The organism is Pararhizobium sp. P1_E7 (assembly GCF_056405855.1).
In genome coordinates this window covers 169,821-192,031 of the sequence record NZ_JBFUBH010000005.1, presented here as the reverse complement: position 1 = coordinate 192,031, position 22,211 = coordinate 169,821, and the positions used below count along the sequence as shown (strand labels likewise).

25 protein-coding genes are annotated in these 22,211 nt (G+C 60.7%); 15 read left to right on the top strand and 10 right to left on the bottom strand.

Annotated elements, in window-relative coordinates; translation table 11 throughout:
* The first annotated feature begins 81 nt into the window (after window positions 1-81).
* On the top strand, window positions 82-429 hold the full coding sequence (gene arsC, locus AC1D17_RS08195) for an arsenate reductase (glutaredoxin) (protein WP_477564906.1): 348 nt from the start codon (window positions 82-84) through the stop codon (window positions 427-429).
* Window positions 430-443: 14 nt separating this feature from the next.
* Here the strand turns inward: arsC and AC1D17_RS08190 are convergent, their stop codons facing one another.
* Entirely contained in the window at window positions 444-641 is a 198-nt protein-coding gene (locus AC1D17_RS08190; RefSeq protein WP_477564905.1) for a DUF1127 domain-containing protein, read from the bottom strand.
* A gap of 134 nt (window positions 642-775) precedes the next feature.
* Between AC1D17_RS08190 and AC1D17_RS08185 the strand changes: the two genes are divergently transcribed.
* The 8 genes from AC1D17_RS08185 to AC1D17_RS08150 all read left to right on the top strand — a co-directional run bounded on the left by AC1D17_RS08185 (window position 776) and on the right by AC1D17_RS08150 (window position 8,534).
* Complete coding sequence (locus AC1D17_RS08185; RefSeq protein ID WP_477564904.1) at window positions 776-2,194, top strand: aminotransferase-like domain-containing protein; 1,419 nt, start codon at window positions 776-778, stop codon at window positions 2,192-2,194.
* A gap of 181 nt (window positions 2,195-2,375) precedes the next feature.
* Window positions 2,376-4,610 carry a phosphoribosylformylglycinamidine synthase subunit PurL gene (gene purL, locus AC1D17_RS08180; protein ID WP_477564903.1) on the top strand — a complete coding sequence of 745 codons (2,235 nt, stop codon included), beginning with the start codon at window positions 2,376-2,378 and terminating at the stop codon, window positions 4,608-4,610.
* Between the two features lie 17 nt (window positions 4,611-4,627).
* Window positions 4,628-4,861, top strand: coding sequence for a BolA/IbaG family iron-sulfur metabolism protein (locus AC1D17_RS08175; RefSeq protein WP_037095612.1), 234 nt, complete (start codon window positions 4,628-4,630; stop codon window positions 4,859-4,861).
* Between the two features lie 7 nt (window positions 4,862-4,868).
* Window positions 4,869-5,090, top strand: a complete 222-nt coding sequence (locus AC1D17_RS08170) for a hypothetical protein (RefSeq protein ID WP_477564902.1) — start codon at window positions 4,869-4,871, stop codon at window positions 5,088-5,090.
* A 138-nt stretch (window positions 5,091-5,228) separates the two neighbouring features.
* Window positions 5,229-5,564, top strand: coding sequence for a Grx4 family monothiol glutaredoxin (gene grxD / locus AC1D17_RS08165; protein WP_264218664.1), 336 nt, complete (start codon window positions 5,229-5,231; stop codon window positions 5,562-5,564).
* Between the two features lie 162 nt (window positions 5,565-5,726).
* Complete coding sequence (locus AC1D17_RS08160) at window positions 5,727-5,963, top strand: hypothetical protein (protein WP_477564901.1); 237 nt, start codon at window positions 5,727-5,729, stop codon at window positions 5,961-5,963.
* Entirely contained in the window at window positions 5,960-7,195 is a 1,236-nt protein-coding gene (locus tag AC1D17_RS08155; RefSeq protein WP_477564900.1) for a multidrug effflux MFS transporter, read from the top strand. Before AC1D17_RS08160 ends, AC1D17_RS08155 begins: the two co-directional genes overlap by 4 nt.
* 55 nt (window positions 7,196-7,250) lie before the next feature.
* The gene (locus AC1D17_RS08150; RefSeq protein ID WP_477564899.1) at window positions 7,251-8,534 is read left to right on the top strand and encodes a multidrug effflux MFS transporter; all 1,284 of its coding nucleotides are present in this window, start codon (window positions 7,251-7,253) and stop codon (window positions 8,532-8,534) included.
* Between the two features lie 76 nt (window positions 8,535-8,610).
* Here AC1D17_RS08150 and AC1D17_RS08145 read toward each other — a convergent pair whose 3' ends face one another.
* From AC1D17_RS08145 to AC1D17_RS08125, 5 genes are all read right to left on the bottom strand, one after another.
* Window positions 8,611-9,435, bottom strand: a complete 825-nt coding sequence (locus tag AC1D17_RS08145; RefSeq protein WP_477564898.1) for an inositol monophosphatase family protein — start codon at window positions 9,433-9,435, stop codon at window positions 8,611-8,613.
* Window positions 9,432-10,319: a tRNA 2-thiocytidine(32) synthetase TtcA gene (ttcA, locus tag AC1D17_RS08140; protein WP_477564897.1), complete on the bottom strand. Its 888-nt coding sequence runs from the start codon at window positions 10,317-10,319 to the stop codon at window positions 9,432-9,434. Before ttcA ends, AC1D17_RS08145 begins: the two co-directional genes overlap by 4 nt.
* A gap of 153 nt (window positions 10,320-10,472) precedes the next feature.
* Window positions 10,473-11,411 (bottom strand): glutaminase, encoded by a 939-nt coding sequence (locus AC1D17_RS08135; protein ID WP_477564896.1) that lies wholly within the window; start codon window positions 11,409-11,411, stop codon window positions 10,473-10,475.
* A 91-nt stretch (window positions 11,412-11,502) separates the two neighbouring features.
* A complete protein-coding gene (gene rpsD / locus AC1D17_RS08130; RefSeq protein ID WP_037095627.1) occupies window positions 11,503-12,120 on the bottom strand; it encodes a 30S ribosomal protein S4 in 618 nt (205 codons plus the stop codon).
* A 226-nt stretch (window positions 12,121-12,346) separates the two neighbouring features.
* Window positions 12,347-12,871: a MarR family winged helix-turn-helix transcriptional regulator gene (locus AC1D17_RS08125; RefSeq protein ID WP_477564984.1), complete on the bottom strand. Its 525-nt coding sequence runs from the start codon at window positions 12,869-12,871 to the stop codon at window positions 12,347-12,349.
* Between the two features lie 119 nt (window positions 12,872-12,990).
* Here AC1D17_RS08125 and AC1D17_RS08120 point away from each other — a divergent pair, with 119 nt between their 5' ends.
* Window positions 12,991-13,326, top strand: a complete 336-nt coding sequence (locus AC1D17_RS08120) for a cupin domain-containing protein (protein WP_477564895.1) — start codon at window positions 12,991-12,993, stop codon at window positions 13,324-13,326.
* A 26-nt stretch (window positions 13,327-13,352) separates the two neighbouring features.
* On the opposite strand, the gene AC1D17_RS08115 is transcribed toward AC1D17_RS08120, so the two are convergent.
* The 4 genes from AC1D17_RS08115 to AC1D17_RS08100 form a co-directional block, all read right to left on the bottom strand.
* Window positions 13,353-14,867 carry a helicase HerA domain-containing protein gene (locus AC1D17_RS08115; protein ID WP_477564894.1) on the bottom strand — a complete coding sequence of 505 codons (1,515 nt, stop codon included), beginning with the start codon at window positions 14,865-14,867 and terminating at the stop codon, window positions 13,353-13,355.
* A 226-nt stretch (window positions 14,868-15,093) separates the two neighbouring features.
* Entirely contained in the window at window positions 15,094-15,891 is a 798-nt protein-coding gene (gene murI, locus AC1D17_RS08110; protein ID WP_477564893.1) for a glutamate racemase, read from the bottom strand.
* Complete coding sequence (locus AC1D17_RS08105) at window positions 15,878-16,711, bottom strand: RNA methyltransferase (RefSeq protein WP_264218656.1); 834 nt, start codon at window positions 16,709-16,711, stop codon at window positions 15,878-15,880. The genes murI and AC1D17_RS08105 overlap by 14 nt, the downstream gene beginning before the upstream one ends.
* Before the next feature lie 89 nt (window positions 16,712-16,800).
* Entirely contained in the window at window positions 16,801-17,328 is a 528-nt protein-coding gene (locus tag AC1D17_RS08100) for a hypothetical protein (protein ID WP_477564892.1), read from the bottom strand.
* Between the two features lie 207 nt (window positions 17,329-17,535).
* Here AC1D17_RS08100 and AC1D17_RS08095 point away from each other — a divergent pair, with 207 nt between their 5' ends.
* From AC1D17_RS08095 to AC1D17_RS08075, 5 genes are all read left to right on the top strand, one after another.
* Window positions 17,536-18,144, top strand: coding sequence for a DJ-1/PfpI family protein (locus AC1D17_RS08095; RefSeq protein ID WP_477564891.1), 609 nt, complete (start codon window positions 17,536-17,538; stop codon window positions 18,142-18,144).
* A 68-nt stretch (window positions 18,145-18,212) separates the two neighbouring features.
* Complete coding sequence (locus AC1D17_RS08090; RefSeq protein WP_477564890.1) at window positions 18,213-18,605, top strand: ribbon-helix-helix domain-containing protein; 393 nt, start codon at window positions 18,213-18,215, stop codon at window positions 18,603-18,605.
* A 124-nt stretch (window positions 18,606-18,729) separates the two neighbouring features.
* A complete protein-coding gene (locus AC1D17_RS08085; RefSeq protein WP_477564889.1) occupies window positions 18,730-19,944 on the top strand; it encodes an NADP-dependent isocitrate dehydrogenase in 1,215 nt (404 codons plus the stop codon).
* A gap of 145 nt (window positions 19,945-20,089) precedes the next feature.
* A complete protein-coding gene (locus tag AC1D17_RS08080) occupies window positions 20,090-21,433 on the top strand; it encodes a glycosyltransferase family 4 protein (protein WP_477564888.1) in 1,344 nt (447 codons plus the stop codon).
* Window positions 21,415-22,182, top strand: coding sequence for an HAD-IIB family hydrolase (locus AC1D17_RS08075; RefSeq protein ID WP_477564887.1), 768 nt, complete (start codon window positions 21,415-21,417; stop codon window positions 22,180-22,182). The genes AC1D17_RS08080 and AC1D17_RS08075 overlap by 19 nt, the downstream gene beginning before the upstream one ends.
* Window positions 22,183-22,211: the final 29 nt, after the last annotated feature.

Genomic DNA, 22,211 nt, shown 5'->3' with positions numbered 1-22,211 from the left:
ATAAGTGACGCGCGGCGCTGCAGGCGCAACGCACCGTTCCGTCAATTCCTCCCTTGATCATACCGTTCCAAAGGCACATTCATGAGCGCCATGATCTATCATAACGACCGCTGCGGAACGTCGCTTGCGGTCGTCGATATCATTCGCGAGGCCGGTATCGAACCCGCGATCGTCGATTACATGGCGACACCGCCGAGCCATGAGGAAATGCTGGCGCTTTTGCTCGCCATGGATATGGCGCCGCGTCAGTTGCTCCGCACAAAGGAGACAGCCTACCTGTCGCTCAATCTCGATGACGAGCGCAAGTCCGACCGGGAGATCATCGATGCCATGCTGGCTCATCCCGAATTGATCGAGAGACCGATCGTCGTTACGGAAAAAGGCGCAAAACTCTGTCGTCCGAAGACAAAGGTTTTGGACCTTCTGTAATCCGAAACACCCCGTCAGTTCCAGAAGGGCCGCGCCGCCTCTCGCCGTGCCTCCCTCGGGGTGACGCCGATGTCGGCAAGCTGATCATCCGTCAATTCTGAGAGCGCAATGCGGCTGAGCCGTTTTTCTTCGCGCGTGATCATCCAGGCGATGACTTGCCATCCGAGCCCCTTCAATATCGAGGCGAAACCCCTCGAGTGAATTGTACCCATCGGCCTCGCGCATGCGGATTGGCTGTCGGTGCAAATTGTACCCATTGTCATCCTCCAATCGATTGCAACGGTTTCATTCAATATTGCATTGTCATAATTGACAGAAAAAACGATGCAATGTACAAATTGTCACCATGACAACATGGATGCCAGATCCCAACCAAGGCCAAGGCCCCCTCTACGCTCGCATTGCCGATCAGATCGAGCAGGCGATTGCCGGCGGCGTGTTAACGGTCGGCACGAAATTGCCGCCGCAACGCAATCTTGCCTTCGATATCGGCGTGACAATCGGAACAATCGGCCGCGCCTATCATCTGGTACGCGAGCGCGGGCTTGTCAGCGGCGAAGTCGGACGCGGGACCTATGTGCTCGACAATACCGAATTGCACCCGGCCGAGCAGTCCGATCCGATGACCACGGCGCTTGCCGGTACAAGGCCGCTCAAGGCGCCGCCCGGAAAACTCCGCTTCGACAGTACGGCTGCACCGGATATCGGCCAGGGCGCGTCGCTTGAAAAACTGCTGATCGATATCAGCCGCGAACATCACGCCGATATCGCCAGCTACGCCCGCGATTTTCCGGCACACTGGTTCACGGCGGGAAGTCAGTGGCTTGCCAAGGGCAGTTTCCGGCCGCAGCCCGACCGTATCGTGCCGACACTCGGCGCCCATGCCGGCGCTGTTGCCGTGATCGCCGCAGTGACGGCACCGGGCGACAAGATCGCTTTCGAGAACATCACCTATTCGCAGATCAGCCGCAGCGCCGGACTGATCGGCCGCCGCACGATATTGCTGCGTACCGACGACTACGGCATGGATCCGGAAGACTTCGAGCGCGTCTGTGCCCAGCAACACCCCAAGCTTGCCTTCCTGATGCCGACGGCACAGAACCCGACAGTTGTCACACTGTCGCTGGAGCGCAGGCAGGCCATTGCAGACATCGCCCGCCGTTATGGCGTCTGGCTGCTGGAGGACGATCTCTATGGCGCCATGACCGGAGACATGACCCCGCTCCTGGCCGAACTTGCTCCCGAGCGGACGTTCCTGGTCGGCGGCCTGTCGAAATCGGTGGCTGCGGGCGTGCGCGGCGGCTGGGTCGCCTGCCCTCCCCATTTCAGTCAGCGCATCCGTATCGCCCACAAGATGGTCAGCGGCGGCATGCCATTTCTGCTTGCCGAGCTTTGCGCCCGGCTGGTTATGAGCGGTGAAGCCGCGATCCTGCGCTCCAGAAGCATCGATGAAATCCGGGCGCGCGAACAGATGGCGCGCGAAATCTTTTCCGGGATCGAGTTCAACTCCCATCCGCATGTGCCCTTCCTCTGGCTGAAACTGTCTGAGCCCTGGTTCTCCGGCACCTTCAAGCACGCGGCATTCGAGGAGGGCGTGTTGGTCGATGACGAAGACGAGTTCAAAGCCGGGCGGACCGACAGCGTCTATCACAGGGTGCGGATCGGCTTCTCCTCGCCTGCTGATCGCAACGAAGTCCGGCGCGGATTTCTGACGCTACGCCGCCTGCTCGACAGCGGCCGCACCGGTTACGACAGCTTCGCTTGAACCGGTCGCCGCATCATTGGCAAAAAGCACATCATCTCCTGTGCTTTTCCGGCATTTTCCTATCGCATCCCGCAGTCGCTTCGGTTAAAGAAGCCCCGACGTGATCTCTTTGTTTTGACGCATCCCCATCAGGAGACGAGCTTTGCCGTCCGGGATGCTCCAACGGACCGAATGGACCCCGATGACCATTTCCAATACCCGCCCCATCACCCCCGAGTTGATTGCCTCCCATGGCCTGAAGCCGGATGAGTATCAGCGCATTCTTGGCCTGATCGGCCGCGAGCCGACCTTTACCGAGCTCGGCATCTTCTCGGCGATGTGGAACGAGCATTGCTCCTACAAGTCCTCGAAGAAATGGCTGCGCACGTTGCCGACCACCGGTCCGCGCGTCATCCAGGGCCCGGGCGAAAATGCCGGCGTGGTCGATATCGACGATGGCGATTGCGTCGTCTTCAAGATGGAGAGCCACAACCACCCCTCCTATATCGAGCCCTACCAGGGTGCGGCAACCGGCGTTGGCGGCATCCTGCGCGACGTCTTCACCATGGGCGCGCGCCCGATCGCTGCGATGAACGCGCTGCGTTTCGGCGCTCCGGATCATCCGAAGACCCGCCACCTCGTGTCCGGGGTGGTTGCCGGCGTCGGCGGCTACGGCAATTCCTTCGGCGTGCCGACGGTTGGCGGCGAGGTCGAGTTCGACGCCCGCTACAACGGCAATATCCTTGTCAATGCCTTTGCCGCTGGTCTTGCAAAGTCCGATGCGATCTTCCTGTCGGAAGCCAAGGGCGTCGGCCTGCCGGTCGTCTATCTCGGCGCCAAGACCGGCCGCGATGGCGTCGGCGGCGCGACCATGGCATCGGCGGAATTCGATGAATCGATCGAGGAAAAGCGCCCGACGGTACAGGTCGGCGACCCCTTCACCGAAAAATGCCTGCTCGAAGCCTGCCTTGAGCTGATGAAGACCGGTGCTGTTATCGCCATCCAGGACATGGGTGCTGCCGGCCTCACCTGCTCGGCCGTCGAAATGGGCGCCAAGGGCGGCCTCGGCATCGAGCTGGAACTGGACAAGGTGCCGGTGCGCGAAGAGCGCATGACGGCCTATGAGATGATGCTGTCGGAAAGCCAGGAGCGCATGCTCATGGTTCTCGAACCCGCCAAGGAAGAGGTTGCCAAGGCGATCTTCGTCAAATGGGGCCTGGATTTCGCCATTGTCGGCAAGACCACCGACGACCTACGCTTCCGCGTCATCCATCAGGGCGAGGAAGTCGCCAACCTGCCGATCAAGGAACTGGGCGACGAAGCACCGGAATATGACCGCCCGTGGACCCCGGCGAAGGTTGCAGCCCCGCTCGCAGCCGGCGACATTCCCCAGGCCGACATCGCCGATGCGGTTCTGTCCCTGGTCGGTTCCGCCAACAATTCCTCGCGCCGCTGGGTGTATGAGCAGTACGATACGTTGATCCAGGGCAATTCGCTGCAGCTGCCGGGCGGCGACGCCGGCGTTGTCCGCGTTGAGGGTCACCCGACCAAGGCGCTCGCCTTCTCCTCCGATGTAACACCGCGTTATGTCGAGGCCGATGCATTCGAAGGCGGCAAGCAGGCGGTGGCCGAGTGCTGGCGTAACATCACCGCGACCGGCGCCTTGCCGCTGGCTGCCACCGACAATCTCAACTTCGGCAACCCCGAACGTCCGGAGATCATGAGCCAGCTCGTCCATGCCATCAAGGGCATCGGCGAAGCCTGCCGCGCGCTCGATTTCCCGATCGTCTCCGGCAACGTCTCGCTCTACAACGAGACCAACGGCCAGGGTATTCTGCCGACCCCGACAATCGGCGGCGTCGGACTGCTCGCCGACTGGTCGCAGATGGCCCGCATCCGCTTTGCTGCCGAAGGCGAGACAATCCTGCTTGTCGGCGCGCCGGAAGGTCTTGGAACGCATCTGGGCCAGTCGGTCTATCTGCGTGACATTCACGGCCGCACCGACGGTCCTGCCCCGCATGTCGATCTTACCCACGAGCGCACGACCGGCGATTTCGTCCGCCAACTGATCAATGACGGCCTGACGACGGCCGTGCATGACTGCTCGTCCGGCGGACTGGCGCTCGCCGTTACCGAAATGGCAATGGCATCGGGCATCGGCGCCAAGGTGTCGGCTGTTGCCGGCCGCGACCCGATCGCCGTGTTCTTCGGCGAAGACCAGGGACGCTATGTCGTCACGGTCAAGCCGGAACATGCAGCCGTGGTCGACGGGCGGGCAAAGGCTGCCGGCGTGGCAGCGCCGTCGATCGGCAGCACCGGCGGAACCGAGGTCATTCTCGGCACGGCCAAGCCGCTTGCAATTCTGCAATTGCGCTCAGCACATGAATCATGGTTCCCTGACTTCATGGAAGGCGAAATACAGACCGCCGCCGAGTAATTCAGGGAGTACAAACCATGCCGATGGCACCTGGCGATATTGAAGACATGATCAAGTCGGGCATTCCCGGCGCAAAGGTGACAATTCGGGACCTTGCCGGCGACGGCGATCACTATGCCGCCGAAGTTGTCGCGGAAGCCTTCCGCGGCAAGAGCCGGGTGCAGCAGCACCAGATGGTCTACAACGCGCTGAAGGGCAATATGGGCGGCGTTCTGCACGCGCTCGCCCTTCAGACGTCGGCGCCGGAATAAGCTCCCGATGGCCAACCTCATGAATGAACTGGTCAGCGGTGTTGTCGAGAGCGTTCTGAAGGAAATCCTGAAGAAGGCCGGTGGTACGACCGCGACGAAGCGCCAGAAGCGTCAGACGCGCTCTGCCACCACCGGCCGCTTCAAGAAGGCTCCGGCAACGAAGGCAAAGCCGGCAAAGAAGCAGGTGAGCCGCCGCCGGACCGCGGCATCGCGCAGCAAGACCAGCTGAGACGGCACAGCCACCTGTTGCCATCGTGCAAGCCATCAATTTTTGTTGTACTAAGGTGGTGAAAATCACCGGCGTGCATGCTATCTAACAATGATCGACACCCCCGGCCCTTGAAGCGGGAGCAGGAAGGACTACGACATGAGCGGAATCAACGATTTCATCGCCAATGAAGTGAAGAGCAACGATGTCGTTCTTTTCATGAAGGGCACCCCGCAGTTCCCGCAATGTGGGTTCTCCGGCCAGGTTGTGCAGATGCTCGATTACATCGGCGTCGATTACAAGGGCATCAACGTGCTCGCCGACGCTGACCTTCGCCAGGGCATCAAGGACTATTCCAACTGGCCGACCATTCCGCAGCTCTACATCAAGGGCGAGTTCATCGGCGGCTGCGACATCGTGCGGGAAATGTTCCAGGCTGGCGAACTCCAGTCGCATTTCGAAGACCATGGTATCGCGGTCAAGGGCGCAGCCTGAAACCTGATTTAAGCCACAGTGACACCTGAAAAAGGCGGGTCACCGCCTTTTTCGATTCAAGGTGACCGTGACGTCAGACTAATGTTGCGCGCCCTTTTTTAGCCGAAACCAATATGGTTGGCTGTCACAAGCTGGTCGCAATGTTGGGAGTATGCACACGCGGTGCAGATTTCTGCGCCCTTCAGCGAGGCCAGATCTGACCTCCCGCACATCTTCGTGATCGCCGGCGCATTTTTCTTGCCGGCATTGCTTCTTGACCCGGTTCCCGTTTTTGAAAGCGCTTCGGAGCCGCGCTTTTGGTTCGATCTTCCTTGCTGGCTCCAGCATTTTCATCTGCGCCGAAAACGTTTCCGCTTCCAGTTTCGGCGCCCGGCACAAATGCCAGGAATATCCCTATGAGCACAACATCCGAGGCGCCGGGCATACCGGCTTTGTCAAAACCGCAATTTGTTGCGCTGATGGCCATGCTGATGGCGATCAACGCCATTTCGATCGACATCATGCTGCCCGGCCTGCAGGAAATCGGCGCCAGCCTCGGCGTCGCCGATGAAAACACGCGCCAGTATGTCATCACCGCCTATCTGCTCGGCATGGGCTGCGCCCAGCTCTTTTTCGGCCCGCTATCGGACAGATTCGGCCGCAAGCTGCCCCTTCTCGGCGGCCTTGGCCTCTACGCACTCTGTGCGCTTGCCATCGTCTTCGTTCCCACCTTTACCGGATTGCTGATGCTGCGTTTCATCCAGGGTATCGGCGCGGCGGCCACGCGGGTCATCACCATCTCGATTGTCCGTGATATCTACGGCGGGCGAATGATGGCGGAAGTCATGTCGCTGGTGCTGATGGTCTTCATGATCGTGCCGGTCATTGCGCCCAGTGCCGGCCAGCTGATCATGATCTTTGCCGAATGGCACATGATCTTCGTGGTCATCTGCCTGTTCGCGGTCTCGGTTGCCACGCTGGTCATGCTGCGTCTTCCCGAAACGCTGTCGATCGAACACCGCCGGCCGTTCACGGTGGCGTCGATCCTTGCCGGCTTTCGCATCGTCCTGACCAACCGGGTCTCGCTCTGCTACTCGCTGGCGGCCGCCTTTCTGTTCGGCTCGCTGTTCGGCTTCATCAATTCGGCGCAACAGATCCTCGTCGGCATCTACGGGCTCGGACACTGGTTTCCGCTGGTCTTTGCAGGCTTTGCCGGGATGATGGCGCTCGCTTCCTTCACCAATTCTCGGCTGGTCAAGCGCTATGGCATGCGCCGTCTTTCGCACGGGGCATTGATCGGCTTTGTCATATCAAGCCTGATCTGGGTCGCAGCATCGGTCTCAGGCGCGCTGCCCTTCTGGCTTTTCGCGCTGCTCTACGCCTGCGCCATGTTCCAGTTCGGACTGATCGGCTCCAACTTCAACGCCATGGCCATGGAGCCGCTCGGCCACGTCGCCGGAACCGCATCCTCGGTTCTGGGGTTCACCCAGACGATCGGCGGCGCCACCATCGGCGCGCTGATCGGACAGGCATTCGACGGCACAGTGACGCCGCTTGCCGTCGGCTTCCTGACCGTTTCCATGGTCGGCCTGGCTTTTGTTCTCACGGCCGAAAAAGGCAAGCTTTTCAGTCCGCACAACCCCGCAATCTGAACGTCCCTGTCTCCTCCCAAGACATTCACACGTCAAGACATTCATAGGTTCCTCCATGTCCGCCACCGCCACTGAACACGTCGAAAATATCGGCTCGTCCCGAATAGGTTTGGGCTTCTTCGAATTCGTCATCACCATCGCCCTCATGACCGCCAGCGTGGCCATAGCCATCGACATCATGCTGCCGGCCCTGCCCGCCATCGGCCAATCGTTGAACGTCGCCAATACCAATGACACCCAGCTGGTCATCGGTGTCTTCTTCTTCGGGTTCGGCTGCTCGCAGATCGTCTTCGGCAGCCTTTCCGACACCTTCGGACGCCGCAACATCCTGCTTGCCGGCCTCGCTTTCTTCACCCTGACCATGTTCGGTGCGGCCTTGACCCGGAGCTTTGAAATGCTGCTTCTGCTGCGTTTCGTGCAAGGCATCGGTGCTGCAGCCGTCCGCATCACCACAATGGCCATCGTGCGCGACTGCTTCGGCGGCCGCGAAATGGCACGCGTCATGTCCTATGTGATGATCGTCTTCATGATCGTGCCAATTGTTGCGCCATCGCTCGGCCAGGCTGTCATCTACTACGCCAACTGGCACTGGATCTTCATCCTGCTTGGCTGCATCGGCGCCATCCTGTTCATCTGGGCGGCCATGCGGCTGAAGGAATCGCTGCCGAAGAATGAACGCCTGCCGCTGTCGGTCGCCTCCGTTGCCTCCGGCTTCCGCACGGTGCTGACCAACCGCGTCACCTGCGGCTATATGATCGGCATGACGCTGTTCACCGCCGTCATCTGCGCCTACATCGTCACCGTCCAGCAGATCTTCGGCGAGGTCTACGGCCTCGGCGACTGGCTGCCGATCGCCTTTGCCGGCACGGCAGGCGGCATCGCCGTCGCCAACTTCGCCAACGGCTATTTCGTCCGCAGCTTCGGCATGCGGCGCATCTCGCATGTGGCGATGATCCTGTTCACGCTGCTTTCGGGCGTTGGGCTGTTGCTCTCGCTTAGCGGCCGGCCCGACTTCCTCGTCGCCTACCTGCTGTTTTCCGTGCTTTTGATGATGTTTGCGGTGATTGCCACCAATTTCACCGCGATCAGCCTGGAGCCGATGGGGAACCTCGCAGGAACCGCCACCGCCATCACCGGCTTCGTTTCCACCACCGGCGGCGCGCTGATCGGCGGTACCGTCGGCCAGCTGTTCAACGGCACAGTCCAGCCGCTGTTTGCCGGGTTCACAGTCTTTGGCGTGGTGACGATCCTGGCCGTGCTCTGGGCGGAAAAAGGCAAGCTCTTTACCCATCCGGGCGACGACCATGCCACGCTCGAGGGCGCCGGCGGGCATATGTAGTCCGCAGAAACAGCACACGAAAAGGCCCGCCCGGTGAATGAACCGGGCGGGCCTTTTTTATGCGGAATGTCTTGTTTCAGATGGTAAAGACCTCGCGGCGCAGCACGTCCCAGCAATCCTTGTCGGAGGCGAGCAGCAGGCCACCATCGACATGATGCGGCAAATAGGGCGAACCATCGAACCGGGCGGCATAAGCGCCTGCCTCCTGCGCGATCAGCGTTCCGGCGAGATGATCCCAGGGCATCAGCTTCTGGTACATCAGGAAGTGAAAGTGACCGCCGGCAAAGGCGCGGTACTCGTGTGCGGCACAGCGATAGCTGGTGGCGATGCGCACCTTGGCCATGTTGCTCATGACGATGCGACGGTTTTCCGGAGAATAAAAACCGGTGGAGGCGCAGCCGACGAGGCCGTCAAGCGGCACGGACGGAACCGTGGAAAGCTGCTCCTGCGAGCCGTCAGCCTTGCACAGCCAGGCGCCCGAGCCCTTTTCGGCGATGACCCAGTCATTGCCCATCGGATCATAGATGAGGCCCGCGACTGTTTCACCCTTGGAGACGACGGCGGCCATGACGCCGAACAGCGGCATGCCCGCCGCATAGTTGAACGTGCCGTCGATCGGATCGACGACGATGGCAAGATCAGCCTCGGCGAGACCACCCAGCAGCGCCGGGTTGGCAGCCACCGTCTCCTCGCCGATGAACAATGCATCCGGCGCGATGTCGGCCATCCGTGCCTTGATCAGCCGTTCTGCAGCTTCGTCCGCCTCGGTCACCAGATCGATCGCCTCCGACTTCATCCGCACATCGCCGGCGCCGAGATTGCGGAACTTTGGCAGAATTTCCTTGAAGGCGGCTTCCTGCAGGATATTGGCGATGGCAGCGATATCGATGGCAGACGTCATGCTTTGGGCTCCGCGAAGAGAGATTGGAAATCGAACAGTTTCGGGTCGAGCAGATGCGACGGATTGACGTGGCCAAGTGCGCGCAGCATCGTATCCTTGCGGCCGGGCATGCGGCGCTCGATATCCGATAGCATCGCCTTCATGGCATTTCGCTCAAGCCCGTCCTGCGAGCCGCAGAGGTCGCAGGGGATGATCGGGAATTCCATCGCCGCGGCGAATTTCGCCAGATGGTCTTCTGCGGCATAGGCGAGCGGCCGCAGTACCATCAGATCGCCATCATCGTTGAGGAGCTTTGCCGGCATCGTCGCCAGCCTGCCGCCGTGGAAGAAGTTCATGAAGAAGGTCTCGAGAATATCCTCGCGGTGATGGCCAAGCACTAGCGCATCGCAGCCTTCCTCGCGGGCGATCCGGTAGAGATTGCCGCGGCGCAGGCGCGAACAGAGCGCGCAATAGGTGCCGCCGGCCGGAACCTTCTCCTTCACGATCGAGTAGGTGTCGCGATATTCGATCCGATGCTTGACGCCGACCGACGAGAGGTATTCCGGCAGGATATGCTTTGGAAAATTCGGCTGGCCCTGATCGAGATTGCAGGCGATGAGCTCCACCGGCAACAGGCCGCGCCATTTGAGGTCCATCAAAAGCGCCAGCAGGCTATAGCTGTCCTTGCCGCCGGAGACGCCGATCAGCCAGCGCTTCTGGTCGTTCAGCATGCCGAAATCCTCGATCGCCTGGCGCACCTGCCGCAGCAGCCGCTTGCGCAGCTTGTTGAACGAAACGGAGGCCGGCATCTTCGCGAAAATCGGATGCATCACGTCGTTTTCCGGATCGGATCCCGGCAACGGATCGTCGATGTCGGCTAAAGGCTGTTGAATGGCAATATCCATGACAAAGTCCCGGATTGGAAAGGCGCGGCAGAAACCACGTTCGCGCGCGTGTTGTGCCCTGCACTTGCCTGCGTCAGCCCGCAAGATCAAGGAAAATGCGCCGCGCCCTTATGAAAACTTCGGTAACGGGGTGAAACTTCGGTAACGGGCGGCCTATGCCCCGAACACGGACCATCCGGTGCGGCTGGCGAGCATTTCAAGCGCCAGGGAGCCGAGCAGCGAATTGCCGTTGTGGTTCAGCCCCGGCGACCAGACGGCAACGGACGCCTTGCCCGGCGCGACGCACAGGATGCCACCGCCGACGCCGCTCTTGCCCGGCAGGCCGACGCGATAGGCGAAATCGCCGGAGCCATCATAGTGGCCGCATGTCAGCATGAGCGCATTGATACGCCGCGCCCGCTGACGCGAGACAACGGAATGCTTGGTCAGCGGATTGGTACCGGACGCGGCCAGAAACAGTCCCGCCTTGGCCAGCTGGACACAGCTCATCGCCAGCGCGCACTGATGGAAATAGACGCCGAGCACGTGCTCGACGGGATGGTCGAGTTTGCCGAAGGAACGCATGAAATTGGCAAGCGCAAAGTTGCGGTAACCGGTCGCCGCCTCTGATCTGGCGACTTCGGGATCGATGGCGATATCGTCCTCGTCGGCAAGATAACGCACGAACCGGACAACTTCGCCGATCGCTTCCTTCGGCGTATGCCCGGCCAGCACCAGATCGGTAATGGCAATCGCACCAGCATTGATGAAGGGGTTGCGCGGAATGCCGTGCTCATGCTCGAGCTGGACGATGGAATTGAAGGCGGAACCGGAGGGTTCGCGGCCGACCCGCTTCCAGATGTTTTCACCATGCTTGCCGAGTGCCAGCGTCAGCGTGAAAACCTTGGAAATACTCTGGATGGAGAATGGCACCTGCGCATCGCCGGCCATGTGCACATCGCCATCGACCGTGACGATGGCCATGCCAAAGCTCTTGGGATCGACGCGGGCAAGCTGCGGGATATAGTCGGCCACCTTGCCCTCGCCGAGCCGTGGGACAAGCTCACGGTGGATATCATCGACAACAGACTGCAGGTCCAACGGGCCGGGCATCAGTCATTCTCCGCATGAGTGCAGCGCAACAAAAAAGCCACCCATCTCTGAGTGGCTTTTTCGAATTTCACAAGGCCAAGGCCCGAAGAAATTATCGCGAATAGAATTCGACGACGAGGTTCGGTTCCATGATGACCGGGTACGGAACGTCGGTCAGGGCCGGAACGCGGGCGAAGGTCGCAACCATCTTGTTGTGGTCGACTTCGATATAGTCCGGAACGTCGCGTTCAGCGAGCGAAACGGCTTCGAGAACCGAAACGAGCTGCTTGGACTTTTCGCGCACTTCGATCACGTCGCCAGCCTTGCAGCGGTACGAACCGATGTTGACGCGAACGCCGTTGACCTTGACGTGACCGTGGTTGACGAACTGACGGGCAGCAAAGACCGTCGGAACGAACTTGGCGCGGTACACGATCGCGTCGAGGCGCGATTCGAGCAGGCCGATCAGGTTTTCGGAGGTGTCACCCTTGCGGCGGTCAGCTTCGGCGAAGATCGCACGGAACTGCTTTTCGCGGATGTCGCCGTAGTAGCCCTTGAGCTTCTGCTTGGCGCGCAGCTGCACGCCGAAGTCGGAAAGCTTGGACTTGCGGCGCTGGCCGTGCTGGCCAGGACCGTATTCGCGGCGGTTCACCGGGGACTTCGGACGGCCCCAGATGTTTTCGCCCATACGGCGGTCAATTTTGTACTTGGACGATTCGCGCTTGCTCATCGCATTTCCCTTCAACTGGTTACACCGGTTTGTTGCCAAACCGGATCAAGGAAACACGCCCTCCTCTGAACTTCTTTTGAAAGCTCTGACAGGTTTCTCACATTACGCTAACGGAGAATCCACGGGACATGTTAAATAAAACACCGGGCATTTCGGCCCGGCGTTGAGGCGGCTTTAGTCACTTCACCCCTTGTTGTCAAACGATTTTGCGGCTTTTCACGCAAGATCAGATCTTATCGCTGTCCGCCCGCCGCTCAAGCGAGCCCAGCAACTTGCGCAGCAATGCTGCGAGATCCGTTCGCTCCTCAACGCTCAGATCCGTCAGATAGGATGCTTCGCTGGCCATATCGACGCGAAATGCTGCCTCGGCAAGCCGTTTCCCCTCGTCCGTCAGACCGACGACCATGCTGCGACCGTCGGCTTGTGAACGCTCGCGCAAGATCAGTCCCGATTTCTGCAGCCTGTCCAGCCGATGCGTCAGTCCGCCGGATGAAATCATCAGCAAAGTGTAGAGTTCCGTCGGCGTCAGCCTGTAAGGCGCCCCGGACCGCCGCAACGTCGATATGACATCAAACTCGCCGCGATCGAGACCAAACGAAGCAAAAGTGGCCTCGATAGACGGACGTACCAGATTGGCAAGCCTATAGGCGCGGCCAAGAATGGCCATCGGTTCGGTATCAAGGTCCGGCAATTCCCTGCGCCATTGCCCGCGCAGCCGGTCTACATGGTCATCGTCTTCATCCGTCTGCATCAAGGCGCGTCCCCAGCAATGCGAAACTATCTTGACGAGAAGATAGATTCGCATAATATCTTCCTGTGAAGATATATAGTCTTCACCCGCATTTCAACAGACCGCAAACGGAGACCAGCATGTACCATGTTATTCCCCGCGCCAAACAGGATCAGCGGTCGAACAGAACTATCCTGTTCGAAGGAGCGCAGTACGGCACGCCGATTTCAATTTTCCTGATCGACAACGAACCCGGACAGGGGCCGGCGCTGCACACGCATCCCTATAGCGAAACCTGGATCGTCCGGTCGGGCCATGCGCAATTTACCGTCGGGCTTGAAACGCTCGATGCGAAGGTTGGCGATATCATTGTGGTCAATGCCGAAACGCCGCACCGATTCGTCAACACCGGTCCGGACAGGCTCGAACTCACCTGCATTCATGCATCGGAACGGGTGATCCAGACCTGGGTCTGAAGAACACGAAAACACTTGAGCGGCGTCTATTCCGCAGCGCTGCGGTTTCCGGTGTCATCATAGACAGCATCGGCTGCCCCCGGCGCCGTCTCCACCTGCAGATCCGGAAACGCCACGATCCTCTTGCCGGAAAGGTCGCTGTGAACGACGATCAGGCCCTGCTCCTCGAAATAGCCGAGCAGGCGGCGGGCGCGACGGGCGGAATGGGTGCCGTAGGCACGCGCGATCATTGCATCCGACGGACATGGCAGATTGCGGACGGCAGACTGCGCCACCAGCAGGAACACGCCCTGTAGATCGTCCGTGACATTGCGCGACAGGGTGAGCGCAGACGCCCAGATTTCAGTCGCTGCGGTCTCGGCATCCACACCGGACCGGGCAACGGCCATCTTGCGGCGGAAGGCACTCAGAGAAAGAGGCGCGCCGGGAACGCGCCGGATGCGGCAGCGGACGAGAAAATCCTGAAACAACTCGGCATCGGCGCGGAACGCCGCTTCGGGATGTTCGAGAATCTCGGCAAGCAGGCCGTCGAGCAACGCTTCGCGCTCCTGCGCAGGCATTTCCGGCACCGGCGCCTTCGGTTCTGCAAGGCTGATTGGCTCGGGACGCGGGCGGGAAAGCTCGGCGAGAATGTCGGTGGCCGGGCGCGGCTGGGCGCTCTGCCGGCGCATGATCGGCCGGATCAGCTCTTCCGGATCCGGCGTAAAGATCAGGTCCTCGACATCGGCGACCGCTTCGGGCAGCGGCGTCAGCTTGGGGCTGGTGGAGCGGGCCGAGGTCTCGACATTGCCGATGGTCACCGGCAGCGGACGGCGCGACAGGGCGGGGCCGAGCGCCACGAACGAGCCGCGCTTCAAGTCACGGAACATTTCGGCCGTGCGCCGGTCCATGCCGAGCAGGTCGGCGGCGCGTGCCATGTCGATATCGAGAAAAGTGCGGCCCATCAGGAAGTTGGAGGCTTCCGCCGCGACGTTCTTGGCAAGCTTTGCCAGCCGCTGCGTGGCGATGACGCCGGCAAGGCCACGTTTGCGGCCGCGGCACATCAGGTTGGTCATGGCGCCGAGCGAGATTTTGCGCGCTTCTTCAGAGACGTCGCCGGCAACCGATGGCGCAAACATCTGCGCCTCGTCGACAACCACCAGCACCGGATACCAATAATCCCGATCGGCATCGAACATCGCATTGAGGAAGATGCCGGCACTGCGCATCTGCTGCTCGATATCCAGTCCCTCCAGCGAAAGCACGCAGGAGACGCGATGCTGGCGGATACGGCTGGCGATACCGATCAGCTCGGCTTCCGTGCGCTCGCCCTCGATCACCACATGACCGAACTTGTCGGCGAGTGTGACGAAATCGCCTTCCGGGTCGATGATGCACTGCTGCACCCACGGGGCGGATTGTTCCAGCAACCGTCGCAGCAGATGTGATTTTCCCGAGCCGGAATTGCCCTGCACCAGAAGGCGCGTCGCCAGCAGCTCCTCGATATCGAGCGGAACGGATGCGCCATCGGACGCCGTCCCCATATCGATGCCGACTTTCATATCCACCTCGTTCAAAATGCCACTGCATAATTCCTTTAATCGGAATCGAGCTAGGGATAAAATTATGCAGCAGATCTAAAGTGTTACAGCGACCTTTGCGCGTCATTGACGCGCGGTGCTGTAATGCGGATGCGCCGCCACGAACCCGCAAGCAGGGAGACTTAACACCGTTTCTGCTGTTTTGCGCGTCGGTACAACAGAAACCCACAGCTAAGAAAGACTTCGTTTACCGCAAGGTGAGCCCAAAGCCCTGAAGCAGCCGGCGTGTCGTGAAGTCGGGCTTGCCGGATGTAAAGATCGCAGGATCAATACCGTTCAACGGTTCAAAGCCATCCGGCAAGGGCACAAGGCTGCGCGCCCGGCGGGCGATCGCCTCGGCCGGGTCGAGCCAGTCCACCGGCCAGGGTGCCAGGCGCCGGAAGACGTTGGCCATGAACGGATAATGCGTGCAGGCAAGCACGACGATATCGGTCTTCTTGCCGTCCTTCTCGACGAAACACTGCTCAATCTCGGACAAAACCGTCGCATCATCGACCAGCTCGCCGCGAATATAGGCTTCCGCCATGCGGGCAAGGTTTTCGGAGCCGACAAGCCGGACATGGCATTGCGAGGCGAAGGACTGGATGAGATCGCGGGTATAGGCGCGCTTGACGGTGCCCGGCGTCGCCAGCACCGAGACAAGACCGGAGCGTGTCCGCTCCGCCGCAGGCTTGATCGCAGGCACCGTGCCAACGAACCGCATCTCAGGGAAAGCCGCGCGCAGATCGGCACCGACGAGCGTAAAGGCGGTATTGCAGGCGATGATGCAGATTTCGGGATCGTGTTCGTCAAGCAATCTCGCAAACAGCGAGATGACGCGCTCCTTCAGCGCCTCCTCCTCCCAGCCGCCATAGGGAAAACCGACATCGTCGGCGACATAGATGAAATGCCGCTCCGGCATCAGCACGCGGGCCTCGCGCAGCACGGTCAGCCCGCCGATGCCGCTGTCGAAAACGAGGATGGGCTTCAGTTCACAGATCGTCACCGGTATCGTCACCCTTTTTCGCGCGCGAATTTTCCGGCGCTCCGGCACCCCGCGGCGCCTCGCGGGTGAAACGATCGAGCGATGAGATGATGCCGCGCACCAGCCGGATTTCGGATTCGGTAAAGCCGGGGCGGGTCAGGACTGCGCGCAAGTTGTCCACCAATTTCGGCTTTTTGGCGACCGGCCGGAAGTAGCCGCGCGCCTCCAGAGCCTCCTCGACATGATCGAACAGGCCCTGCAGCTGATCCTTGGTGGCAGGGTTCTGCGACAGTGCCTGGAAGGAGGTTTCCTCACGCGATTCCATTGATGTCTTCAGCCATTCATAGGACATCAAAAGAACCGCCTGCGCCAGATTGAGCGAAGCGAAGGCCGGGTTGACCGGGAAGGTGACGATCTCGTCGGCGAGCGCCACCTCTTCATTGGTGAGCCCCGTGCGCTCGCGCCCGAACAGGATGCCGGTCGCCTCGCCCATGTTGAAACGGCTGCGCAGCGTTTCGGCCGCCACCAGCGGCGAGCGCACCGGCTTGTAGCCGTAACGGTCGCGCGCCGTCGTCGCATAGACGAAGTTGAGGTCGGCGATGGCTTCCGGCACAGTCTCATAGACCTTGGCGGCATCGATGACGTGATCGGCGCGGCTTGCGGCAGAACGCGCCTTTTCGCTTGGCCAGCCATCGCGCGGACTGACCAGCCGCAATTCCGACAGGCCGAAATTGGCCATGGCGCGCGCCACCATGCCGATGTTCTCGCCAAGCTGCGGATGCACCAGAATGATTGCCGGTCCTTCGGTGAGAAGCACGCGCTCGCTGTTCGTTCCTGCCATTCCGGTACTTTCGTCTCTGTTTCAGCGTCTCGGTTCCGGCGTTTCCTTGCACAGATGCAGGGATTTTGAAAGCCGCAGTCCGCGCATGCCTATTGTGGATTGCTGACGCCCTGGCTGGCGATCGCCTGCAACTCGCCCTTGAGCGAGCCCGCTTCACCTGTGCGGACGATATCGTCGATAACGGGTTTACCACCCTCCTCGATCACCATGAAATGCAATTCGCTCGGCTTCCAGTCGGCAGCGCGCTCGCCGAAACAATGGGTATTGTCGAAGGTGACCTTCACATCGCTCTTGCCCTCCGTTTCGGCGCCAGCGGTAACGGACAGGTCCTTGATCGAGCAGCTGTCCTGACCGCTGACGATCACGTCATAGTCAAAGGGCGAATCGCCTTCATCATAGGCGGGAAACTTTGCCGCCGCGCGGAAAGTCCTTGCGAAATCCTGGCTGTAGATGCGGCCAAGTCGCGCCTCGGAGAAATAGTCCTCGCCGGACTGCGCCTCTTCCGCCCAGCCCCTCACCGCCTCCTGCATGATCTCGTTGACGGGAGCAGCCGGGTCGGCCGCCTGTGCCGGGGAGAAGGCCGCGCAGGCAAGAACAACAAATACGAGCCGTTTCATCGATCATTTCCCGATTTGAGAGGCGCAATCGGCCTGCCGGTGCCAGACATTTACGTTTGGTCATAACCATTTTCGCAGCGGCAGGCGAGGCCGGAATGGTCCTGTGTGTCCGGCCCCTCGCCCGCTTGCGATGTAGTATCCGGCTAATACCCGGCAGGAGCACGCCTGTGGCATCCTGACCGCGTTCGCAACCCGATGGAGGATAAGATGGGCGGCAAGAAAATTCTGATGATCTGCGGCGATTTCACCGAGGACTACGAGACGATGGTGCCTTTCCAGGCGCTGCTCGCCGTCGGTCACACTGTCCACGCTGTCTGCCCGGGCAAGGCGGCTGGCGAGCAGATCGCCACGGCCATCCATGACTTCGAGGGCAACCAGACCTATTCGGAAAAACGCGGCCACAATTTTACCCTGAACGCGACATTTGCCGATACCAAGGCCGAGAGCTACGACGCGCTGGTCATTCCGGGCGGGCGGGCGCCGGAATATCTCAGGCTCGATGCGAACGTGATCGCCATGGTTCGGCATTTCTTCGACGCGGGCAAGCCGGTGGCGGCGATCTGCCATGGCGCGCAACTGCTGTCGGCAGCCGGYGTACTGAAGGGACGCACCTGCTCTGCCTATCCCGCCTGCCGTTTCGATGTCGAGCTTGCGGGTGGTCACTATGCGGAAATCCCGGTGGACCAGGCGGTCACCGACGGCAATCTGGTGTCTGCGCCGGCCTGGCCCGCCCATCCGGCCTGGATCGGTCAGTTCCTGACGGTGCTCGGCACGGAGATCCGCCACAGCACACCCCTGACGCGATCCGCCGCCTGACGGCGGCCTTGCCAAACCGCGCCGAAGGGTAAACACTTCAAGCCGGGCCGGAGTTCTGGGAGGAACGGATGTGCAGACTATTCATCGGCGCCGACCCGGCGCTCTGGCAAAGTGTCACCCGCTCGGTGCGGATCGACGGCGTAGCCACCAGCATCCGGCTTGAAAGCTTCTTCTGGTCCATTCTTGACGATATTGGCGACCGGGACGGCATGTCGGTGGGCCGCCTGATCGGCCGGCTCTATGTTGAATCGCTTGGCGAAGGCCACGCGCCGGAAAATTTCACATCGTTTCTGAGGGTTTGCTGCGGCCGTTATCTTGCCTTGCAACGCGACGGCCTGGTGCCGGCCGATCGCAGCGCCTCGATTGCCTCGCTCGATGCGGAAAGTATCCTCGCCCGCGAAGAAAGAGGCTATGCAAAGCAGCGTCTCGCCGATTACCCGCGCGCCGTCCGGGGCCATTGAACCCGGCTTTTGCAATCGGCGGGAAACGCGAGCGGAATCCCGCTGTATGCCTTTGCCTGTGGTGAACTGGATGCTATAGGGGCGCAATCCCGTTTCCAACCAACCCCATGCAGAGGTTTGCAACATGACAAAGATCAAGGTCGCCAATCCGGTCGTCGAACTCGACGGCGATGAAATGACCCGCATCATCTGGCAGTTCATCAAGGAAAAGCTGATCCATCCCTACCTGGATATCGATCTGGAATATTACGACCTTGGCATGGAAAACCGCGATGCGACGAACGATCAGGTGACGATCGATTCCGCCAATGCGATCAAGAAGCACGGCGTTGGCGTCAAGTGCGCGACGATCACCCCGGACGAGCAGCGCGTCGAGGAATTCGGCCTGAAGAAGATGTGGAAGTCGCCGAACGGCACGATCCGCAACATTCTGGGCGGCGTCATCTTCCGCGAGCCGATCATCTGCAAGAACGTGCCGCGCCTGGTTCCCGGCTGGACCAAGCCGATCATCGTCGGCCGTCACGCCTTTGGCGACCAGTACCGCGCCACCGACTTCAAGTTCCCCGGCAAGGGCAAGCTGACGATGAAGTTCGTCGGCGAAGACGGCACGGAAATCGAGCATGAAGTCTATGACGCGCCGGCAGCCGGCGTTGCCATGGGCATGTACAACCTCGACGAATCGATCACCGATTTCGCCCGCGCCTCGCTGAACTACGGCCTGCAGCGCAACGTTCCGGTCTATCTGTCGACCAAGAACACCATCCTCAAGGTTTATGACGGCCGCTTCAAGGATATCTTCCAGAAGGTGTTTGACGAAGAATTCGCCGAGAAATTCAAGGCGGCCAAGCTCTGGTACGAACATCGCCTGATCGACGACATGGTCGCTTCGGCGCTGAAATGGTCCGGCGGCTATGTCTGGGCCTGCAAGAACTACGACGGCGACGTCCAGTCCGACATCGTCGCGCAGGGCTTTGGTTCGCTCGGCCTGATGACCTCGGTGCTGATGACGCCGGATGGCCAGACGGTCGAAGCCGAAGCAGCGCACGGCACGGTGACGCGTCACTACCGCCAGCACCAGAAGGGCGAGGAAACCTCGACCAACTCGATCGCCTCGATCTTCGCGTGGACGCGTGGCCTTGCCCACCGCGCCAAGCTCGACAACAACGCCGAGCTGGCAAGGTTCGCCGACACGCTGGAAAAGGTCTGCGTCGACACGGTCGAGGCAGGCTTCATGACCAAGGACTTGGCGCTGTTGATCGGCCCCGACCAGCCGTGGCTCTCCACCACCGGCTTCCTCGACAAGATCGACGAGAACCTGAAGAAGGCGATGGCTGCCTAAGCGCCTTTGCTTTTGTGAATCGAAAGACCCGGCCATCGTGCCGGGTTTTTATTGGAACTTTCCGAGGCCCCGCCCGTTCGCGATGTGACACCCTTGTGTGCTGCAATGCATGCTTCACCTCCCAAATGATCGTGAACCTCCATAAATGACTGTTTCCATCGACAAGACCCATTCGCACCTTCCCCGCATCGCCCTCGTCTCTACCCATGGATACGTCGCCGCCGAACCGCCGCTGGGCGCAGCCGACACGGGCGGTCAGGTCGTCTACGTCATCGAGCTTGCCCGCAAACTGGCGCTGCTCGGCCACGAGGTCGATATCTACACACGCCGCTTCGAGGACCAGCCGGAATTCGACGAAGTCGATGACCGCGTCCGCGTCATCCGCATTCCCTGCGGCGGCAACGACTTCATTGCGAAGGAATATCTCTACAAGCACCTGATGGAATGGTGCGAAAATGCCGTCCGTTTCGTTCGCAAGAACAATTTCACCTATACGCTGATCAACAGCCACTACTGGGACGCAGGCATTGCCGGGCAGCGCATGTCGGAAGCGCTCGGTGTCACCCACATCCACACGCCGCACTCGCTCGGCCTGTGGAAGAAGCGCCAGATGGAGACGGATTATCCGGACAAGGCGGCCGAGTTCGACAAGGAATTCAATTTTTCCGAAAGGATCAAGCACGAGCTGATCATCTATCGCTCCTGCAGCATGGTGATCGCAACAACGCCGATCCAGGTGGAAATGCTCGTCAACGACTACAATCTGCCGCGCGACCGGGTGCATATGATCCCGCCGGGCTATGACGACAACCGCTTCTTTCCGGTGTCGAGGGCAACGCGCGACATGGCGCGTCAGCGCTTCGGGTTCGAAGGCAAGGTGGTGATGGCCATGGGACGGCTTGCCACCAACAAGGGCTACGACCTGCTGATCGACGGTTTTTCGGTGCTGGCCGAACGCGAGCCGGAGGCACGGCTTCATCTGGCCGTCGGCGGCGAAAACATGGATCCGCAAGAGGCGGGCATTCTCGCTGAACTGAAGCAACGGGTTGCATTGCTTGGCCTAAATGACAAGGTTGTCTTTTCCGGCTTCGTGGCAGACGATGATCTTGCCGATTTTTACCGCGCTGCCGATATTTTCGTACTGTCGAGCCGCTACGAGCCTTTCGGCATGACGGCGATCGAGGCCATGGCGAGCGGCACCCCGACGATCATCACCATTCATGGCGGGCTGTTCCGTGCCGTCAGCTATGGCCGGCACGCGCTGTTTGCCGATCCTTTCGACAAATACGACCTCGGCATCACCATGATGAAACCATTGAAGCACGAGCGGCTCTATGGCCGCCTGTCGCGCATGGGCGCCCACAAGGCGCGCAGCCTGTTTACCTGGACCGGCATTGCGCAGCAATTGATCGGCGTGGTCGAAGGGCGGCCGATGCCGCAGGCGATCGACGACAACGAATGGGCGGAACCATGGACGGACGGAGATTGAGGCGCGTCCGGCTGTTCTGCAGCGATATCGACGGCACGCTGGCGGGAAACAGGGATGCGGAGACGCGGTTTTGTCAGGCATGGCAAAGTCTTGGCCCAGACGACCGGCCACTTCTGGTGCTGAACAGCGGCCGCCTGGTCGAGGACCAGAAAGCGTTTGTTGCCACCACGGCCCTGCCAAAACCGGATATCTATATCGGTGGGGTCGGCACGATGCTCGACCACGAGAAGGAACCGTCGCATGCGGGTCTCTATTCCCGCTCCATCGGCGCCGGCTTCGACCGCGAACGGATTGCCAAAGCCATTTTTGATATTTCGGGCATCACCATTCAGCCGGATGCCTATCAGCATGCGCAAAAGTCCAGCTGGTACCTGCGTGACGCCGATGCCGCGATGCTGTCCACCATCGAGGAAAGGCTGGCGGGCGCCGGCATTGCCGCCCGTCTCGTCTATTCCAGCAATCGCGATCTCGACATTCTGCCGGAAGGCGTCGACAAAGGAGCGGCCCTTTCCTGGCTGTGCCGCCAGCTCGGCCTCTCCCACGATGACGCCGTGGTGGCCGGAGACACCAACAACGATCGCAGCATGTTCGAGCTTCCGGGTGTGCGCGGCATCGTCGTCGGCAATGCCCTTGCCGAGTTGAAAACCATCGCCGGGCCCGGGGCCGATGTCTATCACGCCGAGGCTCACAGTGCGGATGGGGTGCTGGAGGGCCTGATACACTGGGGTGTCTTCAGAAAATCGCCTTGAGCAGCGGCCAGTGGAGCGGGACATATTTA